Raw genomic sequence first — 16,204 nt, forward strand, 5'->3', positions numbered from 1 at the left:
GAGAACCGCACGGCGGCGTGACACGCTGGGATCGTGATGCGGAAAGACGAGCTCGTCCGCGCGGTCGAGGCCGCGGCATCCGCCGACGGGTTCGCCCTCGATATCGCGCAGCGCGCAGTGCTGGATCGCTTGTCCGCGCTCGGGAGCGAGACGGACTCCTCCCGCAGCGTCTACATCTACGGCGAGGCCGGCCGGGGGAAGTCGTGGCTGGCGGATGCGGTCTACACCGCGCTCCCGCTTCGCGAGAAGACCCGTGTCCACTTCCACGGGTTCTTCCGTGAGCTGCACGGCAGCATCCAGAACCACCGGAGCGAGCCCGACGCGGTGGAGCGGGCGATCGATGACATCACCGGCAACAGCACGGTGCTCTTCTTCGACGAGTTGCACGTCCACGACCCCGGCGATGCGCGGCTCCTGACGAGGCTCCTCGACCATGTCTTCGCCCGGAGGGTCACCGTCGTCGCGACATCCAACTACGCACCCGATGACCTGCTCCCCGACCCGGACTGGCATCACATCTTCGAGCCCGGCATCGCCCTCATCACCGCGAACATGGACGTCCTGCCGCTCCGCGGTCCCACGGACTACCGGACGGTCAACGACACCCACACGCACGGCTTCGCCTCGGGCACCTGGTCGACACGGACACCGCCACGCACGACTTCCGCGCCGCGCAGTCTCACGCTCAACGGACGGGTGTTCCCGGTGACGTCGACCGACGACGGCGAGCTGACTGTGACGTTCGACCAGCTCTGCCGCACCCCGACCTCCACGATGGAGTACCTGCGGTGGGCACGCGATTTCACCCGCTGGACCGTGACCGGCGTACCTCACTTCGACGACGCCGGCTACGCGGCACAGCAGCGGTTCATCAACCTGATCGACGTCCTCGTCGCCGAGAACGTGCCGGTCGATTTCTTCGCCGACGTCGACATCGACGACTTCCTGGATGCGGCGTCGCAACGTCCCGACGCGTTCCGGATGGCCAGCCGCCTGCGGCTGTTGGAGACCGCCGTCGCGCCCGAGCTCGGCCCCGGGACCTGACCGTCGGCATCCCGCCACCGAGAAGGTCGCCGCCTGGTTCTCGCTCACCGTATGCGACTGCATAATTGGATCCCCGGATGCAAGGACGCACCACCCGTGATCACAGAGCCCCGCAGCGAGTTCGTCGGCAGGAGACGCGAACTCGACGCGCTCGCCGAGACCCTCGAGCGCTCGCGCCTGGTCACCCTGACCGGCATCGGCGGTGTCGGGAAGACGCGCCTCGCCGTGCGGGCCGCCAACGCCTACGCCCCGCGCACGTCGACCGGCGTCGTCTTCGTCCCGCTCGACCGCGTCAGCGACGCCCGCCTCGTCGCCGAGGCGATCGCACAGGCGCTTCCGTTCGGGGAGCTCACCACCCGCGACCCCCTCGAGTACATCGTCGACACGCTCGCCGACGAACGGACGCTGATCGTCCTCGACAACTGCGAGCACCTCATCGACGCCGTCGCCTCGATCGTCGACGAACTGCTCGACGCCCTCCCCCTCCTGACCGTCATGGCGACCAGCCGGCGTCGCCTCGACGTCGACGGCGAGCAGGTGTTCCCGGTGCCTCCTTTGACCACCAGAAGCCCCGAGGATCCGACCGTCGCAGCCGGCCCCGCGGAGTCGGAAGCGGTGACCCTCCTCGTGGCTCGCGCCCGCGCCGCGGATGCCGGGTTCACCCTCAGCGACGCGGACCGGCCTGTGGCGGAACAGCTCTGCCGGTCGCTGGACGGTCTCCCCCTCGCGATCGAGCTGGCGGCGGCGCGGCTTCGCACCCTCTCGGTCATCGAACTCACGAGGCGCCTGTCGCAGCGGTTCACGCTCCTGCGCGGCGGCGGACGCGCGCCCGTCTCGCGCCAGCGGACGCTCCGGGCGGTGGTGGATTGGAGTCACGAGCTGTGCACGCCCGTTGAACGCGACCTGTGGGCTGCGCTCAGTGTCTTCGCGGGATCCTTCGACCTGGCCGCCGCCGTCGCCGTCTCGGGCGGCGACGAGGCGGACACCGTCGACACGCTCGATGCGCTCATCGCCCAGTCCCTCGTCGAGGCCGACCGCGACGCGGGGCGCTTCCACCTGCTCGAGACGATCCGCGGCTACGGTCGCGACCGCGCCGAGGAATCCGGCAGCCGCACCCTGCACGTGCGCCGACACCTCGACCACTTCCGCGGCCTCGCCCGGCTGGCATCGCGCCACTGGCACGGTCCCGCGCAACGCCGCATCCTGTCGGGTCAACGCGCGGACCGGGCGGAATTGGATGCCGCGCTCCGCACCGCGATCGCCCTCGACGCCGACGTCGCGCTCGACCTGTTCCGCGACCTGCGCTACCACTGGGCCGTCGGCGGGTTCCTCCCCGAAGGCCGCCGGTGGGCGCGACGCGTACTGGCGCTCCCCGGTGCGTCGCCGGCCTCCCGCGGACCGGCGCTCCTGGTCGCGGCGTGGCTCAGCGTGCTGCAGGGGTCGCTCGTCGAGACGCAGGCTCAGCTCGACGAAGCCTGGTCGCTGCGCGCCGCCCTTCCCCCCGAGAGCGCCGAGCTGTACGAGGTCGAGTGGCGGCGATGGTGCGGAACCCGCGCGCTGTTCGCCGGGGACGGCGAGCGCGCGCGCGCCGAGTTCACCCGGTCGATCGAGCTCGCGCGGGCGCTCGACCACCCCGAGGAGGCGTTGATGGCGCAGTTCCAGCTGACCGTCGCACTCCTGCAGCTGGATTCCCCGGACGCAGCCCTGCCGGCCGGCGAAGGGCTGCGATACGCGGAGGGGATCGGCGACAGGTGGCTGCGTTCGATGTCGCTGTGGGCGATCGCCCTCGCCCTCTACGCCGACGGTGAGCTCGACGAGGCCGAGGCGCGGGCACGCGAAGCGCTCGAGATGGAAGAGGGCATCGACGACCCCGTCGGCGACTGCCTCGTGCTCGAACTCCTCAGCTGGATCGACGCCGACCGCTCACCCACCGAACGCACCGCCGTCCTGCTGGGCGCGGCGCGCAGCTGGTGGCGTCGCATCGACTCCGGCATCGAGGTGCACGGACCGCATATGGCTGCGCGCCACGACCGCTGCGTCGCGACGGTCCGCCGACGACTCGGCGACGACACGTTCCAGCGGATGTCCGCGGTCGGCGAGCGCCTCACTCCCACCGAGGCGGCGGCCTTCGCGGGGGCACCCGGGCGCCCGTCAGCGGGACTCAGCGCCCGTGAGGGGGAGGTGGCCGCCGGCATCCATCAAGGGCTCAGCAACCGGGAGATCGCGGCGAATCTCGTGCTGTCGGTGCGGACGGTCGACACGCACGTCCAGCGCATCCTCGCGAAGCTCGGCTTCACGTCTCGCGCGCAGATCGCCGCCTGGTACCAGTCGACGCTCGCGGTGCGTCCCGAGCACATTCGGTAGTCCTACGGATACCGCCCTGCGCGGCCGCGGCCGACACTGAGAGCCTGGGCGACATCGAGGTCGCCCCCGTTCGAGGAGCGACCGTATGTCATCTTCCCCTCCGCGCATCGTCCTCGTCCACGGCGCCTGGTCCGGCCCGTGGGTGTTCGACCGGCTCACCGCACAGCTGCGGGGGCGCGGCTTCGACGTGGACACCGTCACACTCCCGAGCGTCGGCGGCACCGTCGACATGCTCGCCGATGCCGAGGCCATCACGGCGAGACTGGATGCCGCGACGGGCCCGGTCACGCTCATCGCCCATTCCTACGGCGGCATCCCGACCACGCAGGCCGGGGATCACCCGGCCGTCGAACGGATCGTCTACATCGCCGCGTTCGCTCTCGACGAGGGCGAGTCCCTGCAGGGGTCGCTGGGCGGCAGCATCCCGGATTTCTGGGGCGTCGCCGACGGCATGGTGTCGTTGGGACGATCCCGCGAGGAGCGGATCGCGATGGCGTCAGCCGATCTGCCCGAGGATGCACCGGCCGAGCTCGCGGTCGCACTCGCCGACATGTTCCAGCCGCAGTCGCTCACCGCTTTCACGACGCCGGTCAACCGCGTCCCCGCCTGGAAGACGAAGCCCACGACCTACATCCTCGCCGAGCAGGACCAGCTCGTTCCCCCCGCCTTCCAGGAGCATGTGGCGGCCCGCGCCGGCGCGCACGTCATCCGCGTGAACACCGGTCACACGCCGTTCGAGGAAGACCCGAGCTGGTTCGCCGACCTGCTCGTCGGCGTCGTCACCGCCGAACGGACGGTGGCGTGATGCTCACCGGTCAGACCACCCTCGCTTTCCCCGGCCGCCTGTTCATCGGAGGGAGCTGGCACGATGCCGCCGACGGCGGCCGCATGGACGTCATCGCTCCGTCGACGGGCGAGAAGATCACGGACGTCGCGAAGGCCACCGTCGCCGATGTGGATGCCGCTGTCAGCGCCGCGCGGCGGGCGTTCGACGAGGGCCCCTGGCCACGGATGTCGAGCCGGGAGCGTGCCCGCATCCTGCAGCGCGCGTACACGCTGATGCGGGAGCGCAGCGAGGAGCTCGCCCAGCTCGAGAGCCTCGATGTCGGCAAGCCGATCACGTTCGCGCGGGTCGTCGACGTCAACAACGCCGCCGAGCTGTACGAGTACTACGCGGCGCTCGGCCACCACCTCGACGGCGACGTGCGCGAGATCACCGGCGACGCCCACGCCTATGTGCGGAGCGAACCGCTCGGCGTCGTCGCCGCGATCACGCCCTTCAACTTCCCCCTGATCCTCTCGAGCACGAAGATCGCGCCGGCGCTCGTCGCGGGCAACACCGTCGTGCACAAGCCCGCGAGCGACACCCCGCTGAGCGCCCTGTTCATGGCGGAGCTGCTGCGCGACGCGGGCGTTCCCGAGGGCGTCTTCAACGTCGTCACCGGACCGGGCTCGACCCTCGGCGACCACCTCGTCGGGCACCCCGACGTCGACAAGGTCGCCTTCACGGGCTCCACCGACATCGGCGCCCACGCGGCCGCCCTCGCCGGCCGCAGTCTGACTCCCTTCACGGCAGAGCTCGGCGGGAACGCCGCGAACATCCTCTTCGCCGACGCCGACCTCGACCGCGCGATCCACACCGTCATCTCGGCGTTCGTGTTCAACGCGGGGCAGTTCTGCATGGCGGGTCCGCGCCTGCTGGTCGAACGATCCCTCTACGGGGTGGTCCTCGGCATCCTGAAGGATGCGGTTCCCCACGTCCCGTTCGGCGACATCGCCGACCCCGAGACAGTGATCGGCCCCCTCGCGAGCAGGACCCAGCTGGAGAAGGTCGCGAGCATGGTCGACCGGGCGCGCGCGGCCGGCGCCCGCGTCGTCACCGGCGGCCATGTCATCGAGCGGGGTGGCGGCTTCTTCTACGCGCCCACGGTTCTCGCCGACGTCGCCGACGATGCCGAGGTCGTCATGGACGAGGTGTTCGGCCCCGTCCTCACGGTGCAGCCGTTCGACACGGAGGACGAAGCCGTCGCGCTCGCCAACGGCACGGCGTTCGGCCTCGCCAGCGGCATCCAGACTGCCGACCTCGCGCGGGCGCACCGGGTCGCCGCGCGCCTGCGCGCCGGGATCACCTGGGTCAACGGCTGGGCCATGCTCGACCCCGCCGTCCCCTTCGGCGGCGTCAAGGCGTCGGGGTGGGGACGCGAAGGCGGACCCGAAGCTCTGCAGTCGTACCAGAAGGCGCATTCGATCGTCTTCGACCTGGGCGGTGCCCGGTGACCGCGGGGCGCGCTGCGATCATCGAGGCGCCGTCGCAGGTCGCCGTGGCGGATGTGGAGTACGGCGACCCCGGTCCCGGCGAAGTGCTCGTGCGCCTGACGGCGACCGGACTGTGCCACACCGATCTCGGCGTGCTGGCCGGCGGCATCCCGTTCCCCACTCCCGGGATCATCGGTCACGAGGGAGCCGGGCGCGTCGAGAAGGTCGGGGCAGGCGTGGCCTCGGTCGTGCCGGGCGACGCGGTCCTGTTGAGCTTCACGTCGTGCGGTACCTGCGGCTCGTGCCGTTCCGCGCACCCCGCGTACTGCGAGACGTGGCTGCCGCGGAACCTGCTCGGCGGCATCCGCGCCGAGGGGTCGGCGGGCATCACGCGCGACGGCGCGGCGATCGCCTCGCACTTCTTCGGCCAGTCCTCGTTCGGCACGTACGCGATCGCCGACGAACGGTCCCTGGTGCGCGTCGCCGACGACGCCGACCTCACCGTGCTGGCGCCACTCGGCTGCGGGGTGCTCACCGGGTTCGGCTCGATGTGGAACGTGCTCGATCCGGGTGCGAGCGACATCGTGGCCGTTTACGGCGCGGGCGCCGTGGGGCTGTCCGCCGTCATGGCGGCGGCCATGCGCGCTCCGGCGCAGCTGATCGCCGTCGACCGGGTACCCGCACGGCTCGACCTGGCCCGCGAGCTCGGCGCGACGGCCGTGATCGACGCGTCGACGGAGGATGTCGCAGCCCGCCTCGCGGAGCTCACCGGCGGCCGCGGCGTCACGCTCGCCTTCGACACGACGGGCCACCCCGGCGTCGCGCGCACCGCGCTGGACGCAGCGGCCGCTCGCGGCACGGTCCTCGTCTGCGGTGCGCCGCCGCCGGGAACCGAGATCCCCGTCGACATCCAGGGACTCCTGACGGGAAAGATCCTCCGCGGCGTCACGATGGGCGACACGGAACCGCGCGAGCTGATCCCGCAGCTCGTCGCCCTGCACGCCGAGGGCCGACTCCCGCTCGAGAAGCTGGAGAAGCGCTACGCCCTCGACGACATCGAGGACGCCATCGCCGACATGCACAACGGCATGACCGTGAAACCGGTCATCGTCTACTGAACTTGGGGACGGTGGGACACCGTTCGCCGGTGACATGCCCCTCACGAATCGCCGTCGCGGGCGGGGCGGTGGACGGTGTTGACGTAGATGAGCGAGCCCTGTGCGCGACGGGCGAAGTAGTAGGAATCGACCGTCACTCCGTCGGTGTAGACGACGATCGTCGTCGGGTCCTCCGCCAACGCGGACTCAATAGCCCTCGCTACGCGGGCGGGCATGCCCCCTCCGCTCCCGCAGCCCCGGCGAGCGCGAGGAGCACGACGATCGTTTTCACAGAGGGTCCTTTTCGATGACGGAGTGGGTCAGCGGATGCGCAGGTCGGCGACCATGGGACACACGAAGGGGTCCCGCGCGGAGAGACCGACCCGGTTGAGGTAGCGGATGACGATCCCGTAGGAGCGGAGGAGCGTCGTCTCGGTATAGGGCACGCCCATCTGTGCGCAGTGCGCGCGGACGATCAGCCGCGCATGCCGCAGCGCCGGGCGCGGCATCGAGGGGAACAGGTGGTGCTCGACCTGGTAGTTCAGGCCGCCCATCAGGGCGGTGACCCCCCAGCCGCCGCGGATGTTCCGCGAGGTGAGGACCTGGCGCGACAAGAAGTCGACCTTGGCATCGGCGGCGATCGTCGGCATCCCCTTGTGGTTCGGGGCGAAACCCGCGCCCATCAGCACACCGAACACGGCAAGCTGCACGCCGAGGAACGCCCACGCCAGCCCGAACGGCAGCGCCACGAACAGCGTGGTCAGGTAGATGCCGAACCGGGCCACCAGCAGCACGCCCTCGATCAGCCGCCCCTGCGGGTCGGGTCGTCCCCCTGCGCCGCGCACGATCGAGACGACCGCGTGACGATGCAGGTTGAGACCCTCCAGCGTCAGCAGCGGGAAGAACAGCCACCCCTGGTGACGGATCACCCAGCGCACCGGCCCCCGCGCCCGCGCGGCATCTTCGGGGAGGAAGACGATCGTGTCGGGTTCGATGTCGGGGTCCTTGCCGACGGTGTTCGGGTTGCCGTGGTGACGGTTGTGCTTGTTCATCCACCACGAGTAGCTCAGCCCCACGATGAAGACCGCGACGTACCGACCGGCTCGGTCATTCCACTTGCGGGATTCGAAGACCTGCCGATGGGATGCCTCGTGGGCGAGGAACGCGAACTGCGTCAAGACCACGCCGAGCGCGGCCGCGACGAGCAGTTGCCACCAGGAATCACCGGCGAGGACGAACGCGACCCCGCAGCCCGCGAGTGCGAGCACCAGCACGGCGAAGAGCGTCCAGTAGAAGCCGAGTCGCCGCCGCAGAAGACCCGCATCCTTCACCTGCGCCAGCAGCTGCGAATAGGTCGACGTGACTCCCGCCCCCGTCGCGCGTACCGCCGACGACTCGCGCCGAAGAATCGGTTGCCCGCTCATGTGCCCTCCTGGTCGGCAACGGATCAGTGAAACAGTCCGGCAACCAGGTTCAGGGGCAGCTGACGACAACGTTAGAACGGATCCGACCCCCCTCGCAAACCCGCCGAGGCGGGGACAGGGGCAAGACAGGGCTACCTTTGTGTTCGCGTCAGCGAGAGGACACCGACATTGACTGACACCCGCGAGTCACGACTGGTCGAGACCTTCGTGACCCTGACCGACAACCTGGTCGCCGACTTCGACGTGCTGGATGTCCTGCAGACACTCGTCGACCGCTCGGTGGAGTTGTTCGACGCGGCCGCCGGGGCGATCCATCTGCTGAACTCGCAGGGAGAGCTCGAAGTAGCGGCATCCACCAACGAACGAAGTGAGTTCATCGGGCTCCTCCAGCTCAACGCCGGCGAAGGCCCCTGCATCACGGCCGTCACCTCGGGGGAACTGGTGACCTCGCACGATCTCGCCGAACTCACCCGCGGCTGGCCGCGCTTCGCGGCGGCATCCCTGCAGCGCGGATACGTCGGCGTCCACGCCATTCCGCTTCGTCTTCGCGAGGAGGTCATCGGATCGCTCAACCTGTTCCGCGAGACCGAAGGCGCGCTGAACGGGATCGATGCCCGCGCCGCTCAGGCGCTCGCCGACGTCGCGACGATCAGCGTGCTGCAGCAGCGCAGCCTGCAGAGTGCGACCCTCGCGTCGGAGCAGCTCCAACGCGCGCTCGACACCAAAGTGGCGATCGAACAGGCCAAGGGCTATGTCGCCCGCGCACTGGATACCGACATGGACACGGCCCGCGAGATCCTGCGCCGCTACGCGCGGAACAACCAGATGCGGCTCAGCGACGTCGCCGGCGCGGTCGCCCGCGAGGAGATCGATCTCGACACGCTCACCGGGGTCGACAAGTCCTGACCCGGCGGTCGAGGTCGCGCTCAGACCGTCGGCGCCGCTTCGATGTGCGCGACGGAGCGAAGCTCCAGGTACCCGCAGAGGGCGCCGGCGGTCGCGAGTTCGGCGACGAGTGCGCCCGTCTCCTCGGCGGAGAGGGCGACCTCGTCGAGCTGCGGCTCGAACACGACCCGCCAGCGGGCGTCGTCGCCCATCGGGGGACGGACGTAGACCGTGGTCGACGCGTTGCGCAGGGGCACGACGACGAGGCCCCCGTCGTCGCCCCAGGAGTCGTCCTGAATGACGACCTTGATGAGGTCGCCGTCTTCACGGGCGGCGGTGAAATCGTTGAGCCAGCTCTGCAGGGTGGCGCGACTGCGGTACGGCATATGTGTCTCTCTCGCGAGACAGTGCCGGCATACCCGGCGGGACGATGTCGCGCTCTGTCGCGAGGCTAACACCCCCCGGCGACATCGCCATCGCCCCGCGGGGAACGAACTCAGGCCTGCAGCGTCTCGATGTCGATCACGAAGCGGTACCGCACGTCGGAGCGCAGCACGCGCTCGTACGCGTCGTTGACCTCGTCGACACCGATCAGCTCGGTCTCGGGGGCGATGCCGTGCGCGGCGCAGAAGTCGAGCATCTCCTGGGTCTCGGCGATCGATCCGATGCTCGATCCGGCGAACGAGCGGCGGTTGCCGAACAGCGTGAAGACGCGCAGCGGCAGCGGCTCGGGCGGGGCGCCGACGTTGACCATCGTGCCGTCGAGGCGCAGCAACCGCAGGTACGAGTCGAGCTTCAGCGGCGCACTGACGGTGTTGACGATGAGATCGAACGTGTTGGCGAGGGTGTCGAACGTCGACGCGTCGCTCGTGGCGAAGTAATGCGTCGCACCGAAGCGCATGCCGTCCTCCTGCTTCGAGAGACTCTGCGACAGCACCGTGACCTCGGCGCCCATGGCCGCAGCGATCTTGACGGCCAGGTGGCCGAGCCCGCCCATACCGACGACGGCGACCTTCGAGCCGGGGCCGACCTTCCAGTGCGCGAGCGGCGAGTACGTGGTGATGCCGGCACACAGGAGCGGCGCGACCGACTCGTAGGGGATGCCCTCGGGGATGCGGAGCACGAAGTCCTGATCGACGACCACGTGCGTCGAGTAACCGCCCTGCGTGACGGTGCCGTCGCGGTCGACCGAGCCGTAGGTCTGCGTGTTGCCCTTCAGGCAGTAGTTCTCCATGCCGGCGAGGCAGTTCTCGCACTCGCGGCACGAGTTCACCATGCAGCCGACACCGACCCGGTCTCCGACGGCGAAGTCGGTCACCTCGGAGCCGACCTCGACGACCTCGCCGGCGATCTCGTGGCCGACGACCTGGGGGTAGGTCACCGGACCCCAGTCGCCTCGGACGAGGTGGATGTCGGAGTGGCAGATGCCGGCGTAACGAATCGCGATGAGGATGTCGCGAGGACCGGTCTCACGGCGCTCGATGGTCGTGCGGATGAGCGGATCGGTCGCGGACGGTGCAGCGAATGCGGCAACGGTAGGCATGGGGTCTCCTTGCTGATCGATAGACGGATGCCGCGGGTCGAGGCATCCGTCCATACCGACGCTACGCGCGCCCGGTGATGAGTCTCGTCAGAGCCCCGTCAGCGCGTGCCGAACCCGTCGAGGTCGGGATCCCAGTACGTCTCGGGCTCGGCCTCGTACGTGCTGTCGCCCGAACCGCTGTCTTCGCGGGGGAACAGGGGGTGGTGGCGGAGTTGGGCTGCAGCGAACGAGAAGTCGGGCTCCGGACGGTCCCACTCGGTCGCGACGGACAGCACATCGTTGCCGACGCCGATGACGAGGGATGCCTCGCCGATCTCGCCGTTCTTCTCGAAGACGATGGGAATCGTGACGGCGTCCGCGCGTCCGCGTTCGGCGACGGCTGCCGTCAGGGTGATGAGAGCCTCCGCCACATCATCGGACGTGACAACCGTCTCGCCGGCGTAGGTGATGCATCTCATAGGACCACTATGAATCGCCGAACCCGTTTCGACGGAGGCGTTGCGTTCTCTCCGCGAGCCGGGTACGGAGGCCGTTGCGTCAGGCGTCGGCGGCCACGACCGGAGCGACATCGTCGACGGCATCCGACATCCGACGAAGGAAGTCGACGACGTGCTCCTGCGCTTCGGGGCTCATCCCCGCGGCGACGTCGTACATGAGGCCGTGCATCCGGCCGAGGGTCTCGCGCACCTCGTCGTCGGCATGCGACGTCGCCTTCACGAAGATGCTGCGACGATCGGTGGGGTTCGCCACGCGCTGTATCCGCCCCGACTTCTCGAGGCGGTCGAGCATCGTCGTGATCGACGCCGAGGTCACCCCCAGGTATTTCACGAGCTCGGCGGGACGGGCGGAATGGTCGGGCTGGCGCAGCAGGAACCGGAGGGCGAGCATCTCGTTCTCGCCCATCGACATCGAGTCACGCGTGCGTCGTCGCATCGCCGACTCGGCGGCGCGGTAGGTGCGCAGGGCTTCGAGCACGCGGCGGGCACGCTCTCGGTGGCCGGGCGACTCGTCGTACCAGTAACCGACCGTGGCCGGCTGGCCCTCACTGATCTCCGCGCCGGCGTCCGCCACATCCACTCCCCGATAATGACGCCGATAGCGGCGATCTCGTCGAGAATAGGGGATGAGAGAGGGTGCCGACCTGCCTGTAGCCCCGTGTCCACGGATCGGATACCCTCGCGCCGACCCTGGGGAGTCCCGATGCCGTTCCGCAGTAAAGAGACACTCGAGAAGTGGGTGTCGGACTTTCACGCCGCCCGCGGCGCCGGTGACCTCATCAAGGTGATCGTGCAGGACGGATCCGACGGGTCCGACACGGGACTGGTCGTCGTCCCCCTGGAGAATGCGACCGCCACGATCTTCATGGAGCCCGCGGCGCTCGGAGAGGCGCAGTGGCGCGTCACGTTCGAGCCGCAGCCCGACACGACGGTGCTCAACAGCCACCAGCTCCACGGGATGGCGGTCGAACTGGCTGTCGCCGCCGAGCTCTGCTCCTACCTCGAGGGCCGCTCCGTCGGACACGACGAAGCCGGTCAGGCGTAGCCCCGGCATCCGTTCTCACATCGCCTCTACCTCCGATGAGAGGAAGAGGTAACCAAAGCGGTCGATCCCCGTGCGATCGGGGGAAACACCGGGCCTTTAGCGTCGAGCCTCACACCCGGCTCCACGACTGAAAGGCCCGCGATGACATACGTCAAGCCCACCGAGCTCGTCCAGACCGTGATCGACGCGGGCGCGTCGAAGGTCATGCTCTCCACCCGCGACACCCTCATCCGCTCGATCATGGGCGGCGCGATCCTCACCCTCGCCGCCGCCTTCGCGGTGACCATCAGCGTCACGACCGGCAGCCCGCTCCTCGGGGCCGTGCTGTTCCCGATCGGCTTCGTCATGCTCTACCTGCTCGGCTACGACCTGTTGACCGGCGTGTTCGTGCTCGCCCCGCTGGCGTGGCTCGACAAGCGCCCGGGCGTCACGCTCGGCGGCATCCTCCGCAACTGGGGGCTCGTCTTCCTCGGCAACTTCATCGGCGCCTTCGCGATCGCGGTGCTCATGGCGATCGTCTTCACGAACGGTTTCTCCACCCCGCCGAACGAGGTCGGCCAGGCGATCGGCCACATCGGCGAGGGACGCACGGTCGGCTACGCCGAGCACGGGGCCAACGGGATGCTGACGCTCTTCGTCCGTGCCGTGCTGTGCAACGCGATGGTCGCCACCGGCGTCGTGCTCGCGATGGTCTCGAAGGACGTCATCGGAAAGATCGTCGCGATGTGGATGCCGATCATGCTCTTCTTCTTCATGGGCTTCGAGCACTCGATTGTGAACATGTTCCTGTTCCCCTCGGGTCTTCTCCTCGGCGGTGACTTCACGATCGGCGACTACCTGATCTGGAACGAGATCCCCACTGTGGTCGGGAACCTCGTCGGCGGGATCCTGTTCGTCGGTCTCCCGTTGTACTTCACGTACGGTCGCCCCGCTGCGCCGCGTCGCCTCCGTGGCTCGCGCCGTGAGACGGCGGCTCTCACCGCGTCCGCGGACGCGACCGTCGCCGCGCGGTGACCGCCGTGGTCCGCATCGTAAAGAGCCCGCAACACGGCGAGACCGACGACGCAACGTCGCCCGCCTACGGTCGCGACATGAGCTCCATCGGCCCCGCCTCGCCCCACGTGGTCGTGGTGGGAGCCGGGATGGTCGCCCACCGCTTCGTCGAGAGCCTGCTCAGCCGCACCGACGACGCCTGGCGGGTCACCGTGATCGGCGAGGAGCCCCGGCATCCGTATGACCGGGTCGGCCTCACCTCGTTCTTCGCGGGAGCGTCCGCCGACGACCTCGCACTCGACTCCTCTCCGATGGCCGACGAGCGGGTGCGCTTCCTGAGCGGAATCGCCGTCACCCGCATCGATCGGGATGCGTCCGAGGTCGTCACCGACCGCGGCGAGCGCATCGGATACGACCGGCTCGTGCTCGCGACCGGCTCGTACGCCGCGCGGCTCGCAGTCGACGGATACGACCACGACGGATGCTTCGTCTACCGCACCCTCGACGACGTCGAGGCTCTCGCGACGTTCGTCGAACGACGGTCGGCGCAGCTCGGCCGCCGACTGGTCGGCACCGTCATCGGTGGAGGACTCCTCGGGCTCGAGGCGGCGGGCGCGCTTCAAGGGCTGAACGTCGACAGCACCGTGGTGCAGTCCTCCGACCGCCTGATGTCCGCCCAGCTCGACCTTCCCGCGGGCGACGCCCTGCGCCGTCTGATCGAACAGCGCGGTATCGAGGTCAGGACGTCCGCGCTGACAACCCGCCTCGACGCCGACCGGAGCGGCCATGTGTTGGGCCTCGAGTTCCGCGACGGGTCGTGGGAGAGGACGGACGTCGTCGTCTTCACCGTCGGAGTGCGGCCACGTGACGAGCTCGCCCGCGTCGCCGGCCTCGCCGTCGATCCGCGCGGCGGGATCGTCATCGACTCCGGATGCGACACCTCGGACCCGCAGATCCTCGCGATCGGCGAGGTCGCGAACTTCGGCGGACAGTGCGTCGGTCTCGTCGCCCCCGGCTACGCCATGGCAGAAGTCGCCGCTGCGCGCCTGCTGGGCCTGGAGGCGTCCTTCGGCGGCTTCGACGTGTCGACCAAGCTCAAGCTCTCCGGGGTCGACGTCGCGAGCTTCGGCGACGCGTTCGCCGAGACACCCGGTGCGCTCGACGTCGTCTACGCCGACCCGATCGCCGGGGTCTACAAGAAGCTCGTCCTCTCGGACGACGCGAAGACGCTGCTCGGCGGCATCCTCGTCGGGGATGCCTCGGCCTACGGGTCGCTCCGCCCCCTCGTCGGCGGCGCCCTCGGCGGCGACCCCGTCGCGTACCTCATGCCGCAGGACGGCGTCACCGCCCCGACGGGTGAGCTAGTCGACGAGGCGCTCGTGTGCTCCTGCAACAGCGTCACGGCCGGCGGCATCCGCTCCGCCGTCCACGACGAGGGATGCACGGACGTGAAGGGCATCAAGGCCTGCACGAAGGCGGGCGCGGCCTGCGGGTCGTGCGTCGGGATGATCACGAAGCTCCTCGGCAGCGAACTCGCGAAGACGGGCGCCGCGCTCAGCAACGCGTTGTGCGAACACTTCGCGATGTCCCGGCGCCAGCTCTTCGACGCCGTCCGCGTCTCGGGACTGTCCACCTTCAGCTCGGTGATCGAACGGTTCGGCACGGGCCGCGGCTGCGACATCTGCAAGCCCGTGCTGGCCAGCATCCTGTCGACCCTCACCGGCGGTCACGTGCTCGACGGCGAGAACGCGACACTCCAGGACACGAACGACCACGTGATGGCGAACATGCAGAAGGACGGCAGCTACTCCGTCGTCCCGCGCATCCCCGGCGGCGAGATCACTCCCGAAGGGCTCCTCGTGATCGGCCAGGTCGCACAGGACTTCGGGCTTTACACGAAGATCACCGGCGGTCAGCGCATCGACATGTTCGGCGCCCGCCTCGAGCAACTGCCCGAGATCTGGCAGCGTCTCGTCGACGCCGGCTTCGAGTCCGGCCACGCGTACGGCAAATCCCTCCGGACGGTGAAGTCGTGCGTCGGCTCGACCTGGTGCCGCTACGGCGTGCAGGACGCGGTCGGCATGGCGGTGCAGCTCGAACTCCGCTACCGGGGGCTCCGCTCGCCGCACAAGATCAAGCTCGGCGTCTCCGGCTGCGCGCGCGAGTGCGCGGAGGCCCGGGGCAAGGACGTCGGAGTGATCGCGACCGAGGCCGGCTGGAACATGTACGTAGGCGGCAACGGCGGGTTCACGCCGCGCCACGCGGTGCTGCTGGCGGAGGGCCTCGACGACGCCGGGCTGCTGCAGGCGATCGACCGCTTCCTCATGTACTACGTGTTCACCGCCGACCGACTGCAGCGCACGGCCCCCTGGTTCGAAGATCTCGAGGGTGGCATCGACGAACTGCGGCGGGTGATCTTCGAGGACTCGCTCGGCATCTGCGCCGACCTGGATGCCGCCATGGCACGCCACGTGGACAACTACGAGGACGAGTGGAAGGCGACCCTCGACGACCCCGAGAAGCTTCGCCGGTTCGCGTCGTTCGTCAATGCACCCACCACCCCCGACCCCTCCCTCGCCTACACCGCGGAGCGCGGCCAGGCCCGACCGGCGACTGCCGAGGACCGCGATGCCGGCGTCCTCATCGCCGGCACCACGCTGGAGGTGCGGCGATGACGATGGTGACGCACGAGATGGATGCCGCGGCCCCGCCCGCCGGCTGGACGGCGATCTGCGCGCTGGCCGACCTCGAAGTGGAACGGGGACGCGCCGCGTTGCGGGGAGACACGCAGATCGCGCTCTTCGTCACCCACGGCGGACGTGTCCACGCCGTGCAGAACCTCGATCCCTACAGCGGCGCGCACGTGATCTCGCGCGGGATCGTCGGCACGCGGGGCGACGTACCGACTGTCGCGTCGCCGATGTACAAGCAGGTCTTCGATCTCCGCACGGGCACGTGCCTCGAGACGAACGGCAAGGAAGCGAAGTCCCTGCGCGTCTGGCCCGCGGCCGTCGTCGACGGAATCGTCTACATCCGGGAGGAGCAGCCGTGACCAC

General features: G+C 69.5%; 16 protein-coding genes. 10 read left to right on the forward strand and 6 right to left on the reverse strand.

Features of this window, described 5'->3' with window-relative positions:
* The first annotated feature begins 36 nt into the window (after positions 1-36).
* From zapE to ABQ271_RS14115, 5 genes are all read left to right on the forward strand, one after another.
* A complete protein-coding gene (zapE, locus tag ABQ271_RS14095) occupies positions 37-1,044 on the forward strand; it encodes a cell division protein ZapE (RefSeq protein WP_349310911.1) in 1,008 nt (335 codons plus the stop codon).
* A 96-nt stretch (positions 1,045-1,140) separates the two neighbouring features.
* Entirely contained in the window at positions 1,141-3,408 is a 2,268-nt protein-coding gene (locus tag ABQ271_RS14100; protein WP_349309361.1) for a LuxR C-terminal-related transcriptional regulator, read from the forward strand.
* 85 nt (positions 3,409-3,493) lie between these two features.
* Positions 3,494-4,213: an alpha/beta hydrolase gene (locus ABQ271_RS14105; RefSeq protein WP_349309362.1), complete on the forward strand. Its 720-nt coding sequence runs from the start codon at positions 3,494-3,496 to the stop codon at positions 4,211-4,213.
* Positions 4,213-5,685, forward strand: a complete 1,473-nt coding sequence (locus ABQ271_RS14110; protein WP_349309363.1) for an aldehyde dehydrogenase family protein — start codon at positions 4,213-4,215, stop codon at positions 5,683-5,685. Before ABQ271_RS14105 ends, ABQ271_RS14110 begins: the two co-directional genes overlap by 1 nt.
* Complete coding sequence (locus tag ABQ271_RS14115; RefSeq protein ID WP_349309364.1) at positions 5,682-6,782, forward strand: NAD(P)-dependent alcohol dehydrogenase; 1,101 nt, start codon at positions 5,682-5,684, stop codon at positions 6,780-6,782. The genes ABQ271_RS14110 and ABQ271_RS14115 overlap by 4 nt, the downstream gene beginning before the upstream one ends.
* A 41-nt stretch (positions 6,783-6,823) precedes the next feature.
* Here ABQ271_RS14115 and ABQ271_RS14120 read toward each other — a convergent pair whose 3' ends face one another.
* A complete protein-coding gene (locus tag ABQ271_RS14120) occupies positions 6,824-6,961 on the reverse strand; it encodes a hypothetical protein (protein WP_349309365.1) in 138 nt (45 codons plus the stop codon).
* Positions 6,962-7,081: 120 nt separating this feature from the next.
* On the reverse strand, positions 7,082-8,185 hold the full coding sequence (locus ABQ271_RS14125; RefSeq protein ID WP_349309366.1) for an acyl-CoA desaturase: 1,104 nt from the start codon (positions 8,183-8,185) through the stop codon (positions 7,082-7,084).
* Between the two features lie 168 nt (positions 8,186-8,353).
* Here ABQ271_RS14125 and ABQ271_RS14130 point away from each other — a divergent pair, with 168 nt between their 5' ends.
* Positions 8,354-9,091 (forward strand): GAF and ANTAR domain-containing protein, encoded by a 738-nt coding sequence (locus ABQ271_RS14130; RefSeq protein WP_349309367.1) that lies wholly within the window; start codon positions 8,354-8,356, stop codon positions 9,089-9,091.
* 20 nt (positions 9,092-9,111) lie between these two features.
* Here ABQ271_RS14130 and ABQ271_RS14135 read toward each other — a convergent pair whose 3' ends face one another.
* The 4 genes from ABQ271_RS14135 to ABQ271_RS14150 form a co-directional block, all read right to left on the reverse strand.
* Positions 9,112-9,456, reverse strand: coding sequence for a hypothetical protein (locus tag ABQ271_RS14135; RefSeq protein WP_349309368.1), 345 nt, complete (start codon positions 9,454-9,456; stop codon positions 9,112-9,114).
* Positions 9,457-9,566: 110 nt separating this feature from the next.
* Entirely contained in the window at positions 9,567-10,613 is a 1,047-nt protein-coding gene (locus ABQ271_RS14140) for an NAD(P)-dependent alcohol dehydrogenase (RefSeq protein WP_349309369.1), read from the reverse strand.
* 98 nt (positions 10,614-10,711) lie between these two features.
* Positions 10,712-11,071 (reverse strand): hypothetical protein, encoded by a 360-nt coding sequence (locus tag ABQ271_RS14145; RefSeq protein ID WP_349309370.1) that lies wholly within the window; start codon positions 11,069-11,071, stop codon positions 10,712-10,714.
* 79 nt (positions 11,072-11,150) lie between these two features.
* Positions 11,151-11,690: a MarR family transcriptional regulator gene (locus tag ABQ271_RS14150; protein WP_349309371.1), complete on the reverse strand. Its 540-nt coding sequence runs from the start codon at positions 11,688-11,690 to the stop codon at positions 11,151-11,153.
* A 123-nt stretch (positions 11,691-11,813) separates the two neighbouring features.
* Here ABQ271_RS14150 and ABQ271_RS14155 point away from each other — a divergent pair, with 123 nt between their 5' ends.
* The 4 genes from ABQ271_RS14155 to nirD all read left to right on the forward strand — a co-directional run bounded on the left by ABQ271_RS14155 (position 11,814) and on the right by nirD (position 16,200).
* Positions 11,814-12,155 carry a hypothetical protein gene (locus ABQ271_RS14155; protein ID WP_349309372.1) on the forward strand — a complete coding sequence of 114 codons (342 nt, stop codon included), beginning with the start codon at positions 11,814-11,816 and terminating at the stop codon, positions 12,153-12,155.
* A gap of 141 nt (positions 12,156-12,296) precedes the next feature.
* Positions 12,297-13,169: a formate/nitrite transporter family protein gene (locus ABQ271_RS14160; RefSeq protein WP_349309373.1), complete on the forward strand. Its 873-nt coding sequence runs from the start codon at positions 12,297-12,299 to the stop codon at positions 13,167-13,169.
* A gap of 77 nt (positions 13,170-13,246) precedes the next feature.
* Complete coding sequence (gene nirB / locus ABQ271_RS14165) at positions 13,247-15,823, forward strand: nitrite reductase large subunit NirB (protein WP_349309374.1); 2,577 nt, start codon at positions 13,247-13,249, stop codon at positions 15,821-15,823.
* On the forward strand, positions 15,820-16,200 hold the full coding sequence (nirD, locus tag ABQ271_RS14170) for a nitrite reductase small subunit NirD (protein WP_349309375.1): 381 nt from the start codon (positions 15,820-15,822) through the stop codon (positions 16,198-16,200). Before nirB ends, nirD begins: the two co-directional genes overlap by 4 nt.
* The last annotated feature ends 4 nt before the right edge of the window (positions 16,201-16,204 follow it).

This window comes from Microbacterium sp. MM2322, from assembly GCF_964186585.1.
Classification (GTDB): domain Bacteria; phylum Actinomycetota; class Actinomycetes; order Actinomycetales; family Microbacteriaceae; genus Microbacterium.

Coding starts and splice junctions, on each gene's coding strand:
- zapE (WP_349310911.1), top strand. CDS start 37: ATGCGGAAAGACGAGCTCGTCCGCGCGGTCGAGGCCGCGGCATCCGCC.
- ABQ271_RS14105 (WP_349309362.1), top strand. CDS start 3,494: ATGTCATCTTCCCCTCCGCGCATCGTCCTCGTCCACGGCGCCTGGTCC.
- ABQ271_RS14110 (WP_349309363.1), top strand. CDS start 4,213: ATGCTCACCGGTCAGACCACCCTCGCTTTCCCCGGCCGCCTGTTCATC.
- ABQ271_RS14125 (WP_349309366.1), bottom strand. CDS start 8,185: ATGAGCGGGCAACCGATTCTTCGGCGCGAGTCGTCGGCGGTACGCGCG.
- ABQ271_RS14135 (WP_349309368.1), bottom strand. CDS start 9,456: ATGCCGTACCGCAGTCGCGCCACCCTGCAGAGCTGGCTCAACGATTTC.
- ABQ271_RS14140 (WP_349309369.1), bottom strand. CDS start 10,613: ATGCCTACCGTTGCCGCATTCGCTGCACCGTCCGCGACCGATCCGCTC.
- ABQ271_RS14145 (WP_349309370.1), bottom strand. CDS start 11,071: ATGAGATGCATCACCTACGCCGGCGAGACGGTTGTCACGTCCGATGAT.
- ABQ271_RS14155 (WP_349309372.1), top strand. CDS start 11,814: ATGCCGTTCCGCAGTAAAGAGACACTCGAGAAGTGGGTGTCGGACTTT.
- ABQ271_RS14160 (WP_349309373.1), top strand. CDS start 12,297: ATGACATACGTCAAGCCCACCGAGCTCGTCCAGACCGTGATCGACGCG.
- nirB (WP_349309374.1), top strand. CDS start 13,247: ATGAGCTCCATCGGCCCCGCCTCGCCCCACGTGGTCGTGGTGGGAGCC.
- nirD (WP_349309375.1), top strand. CDS start 15,820: ATGACGATGGTGACGCACGAGATGGATGCCGCGGCCCCGCCCGCCGGC.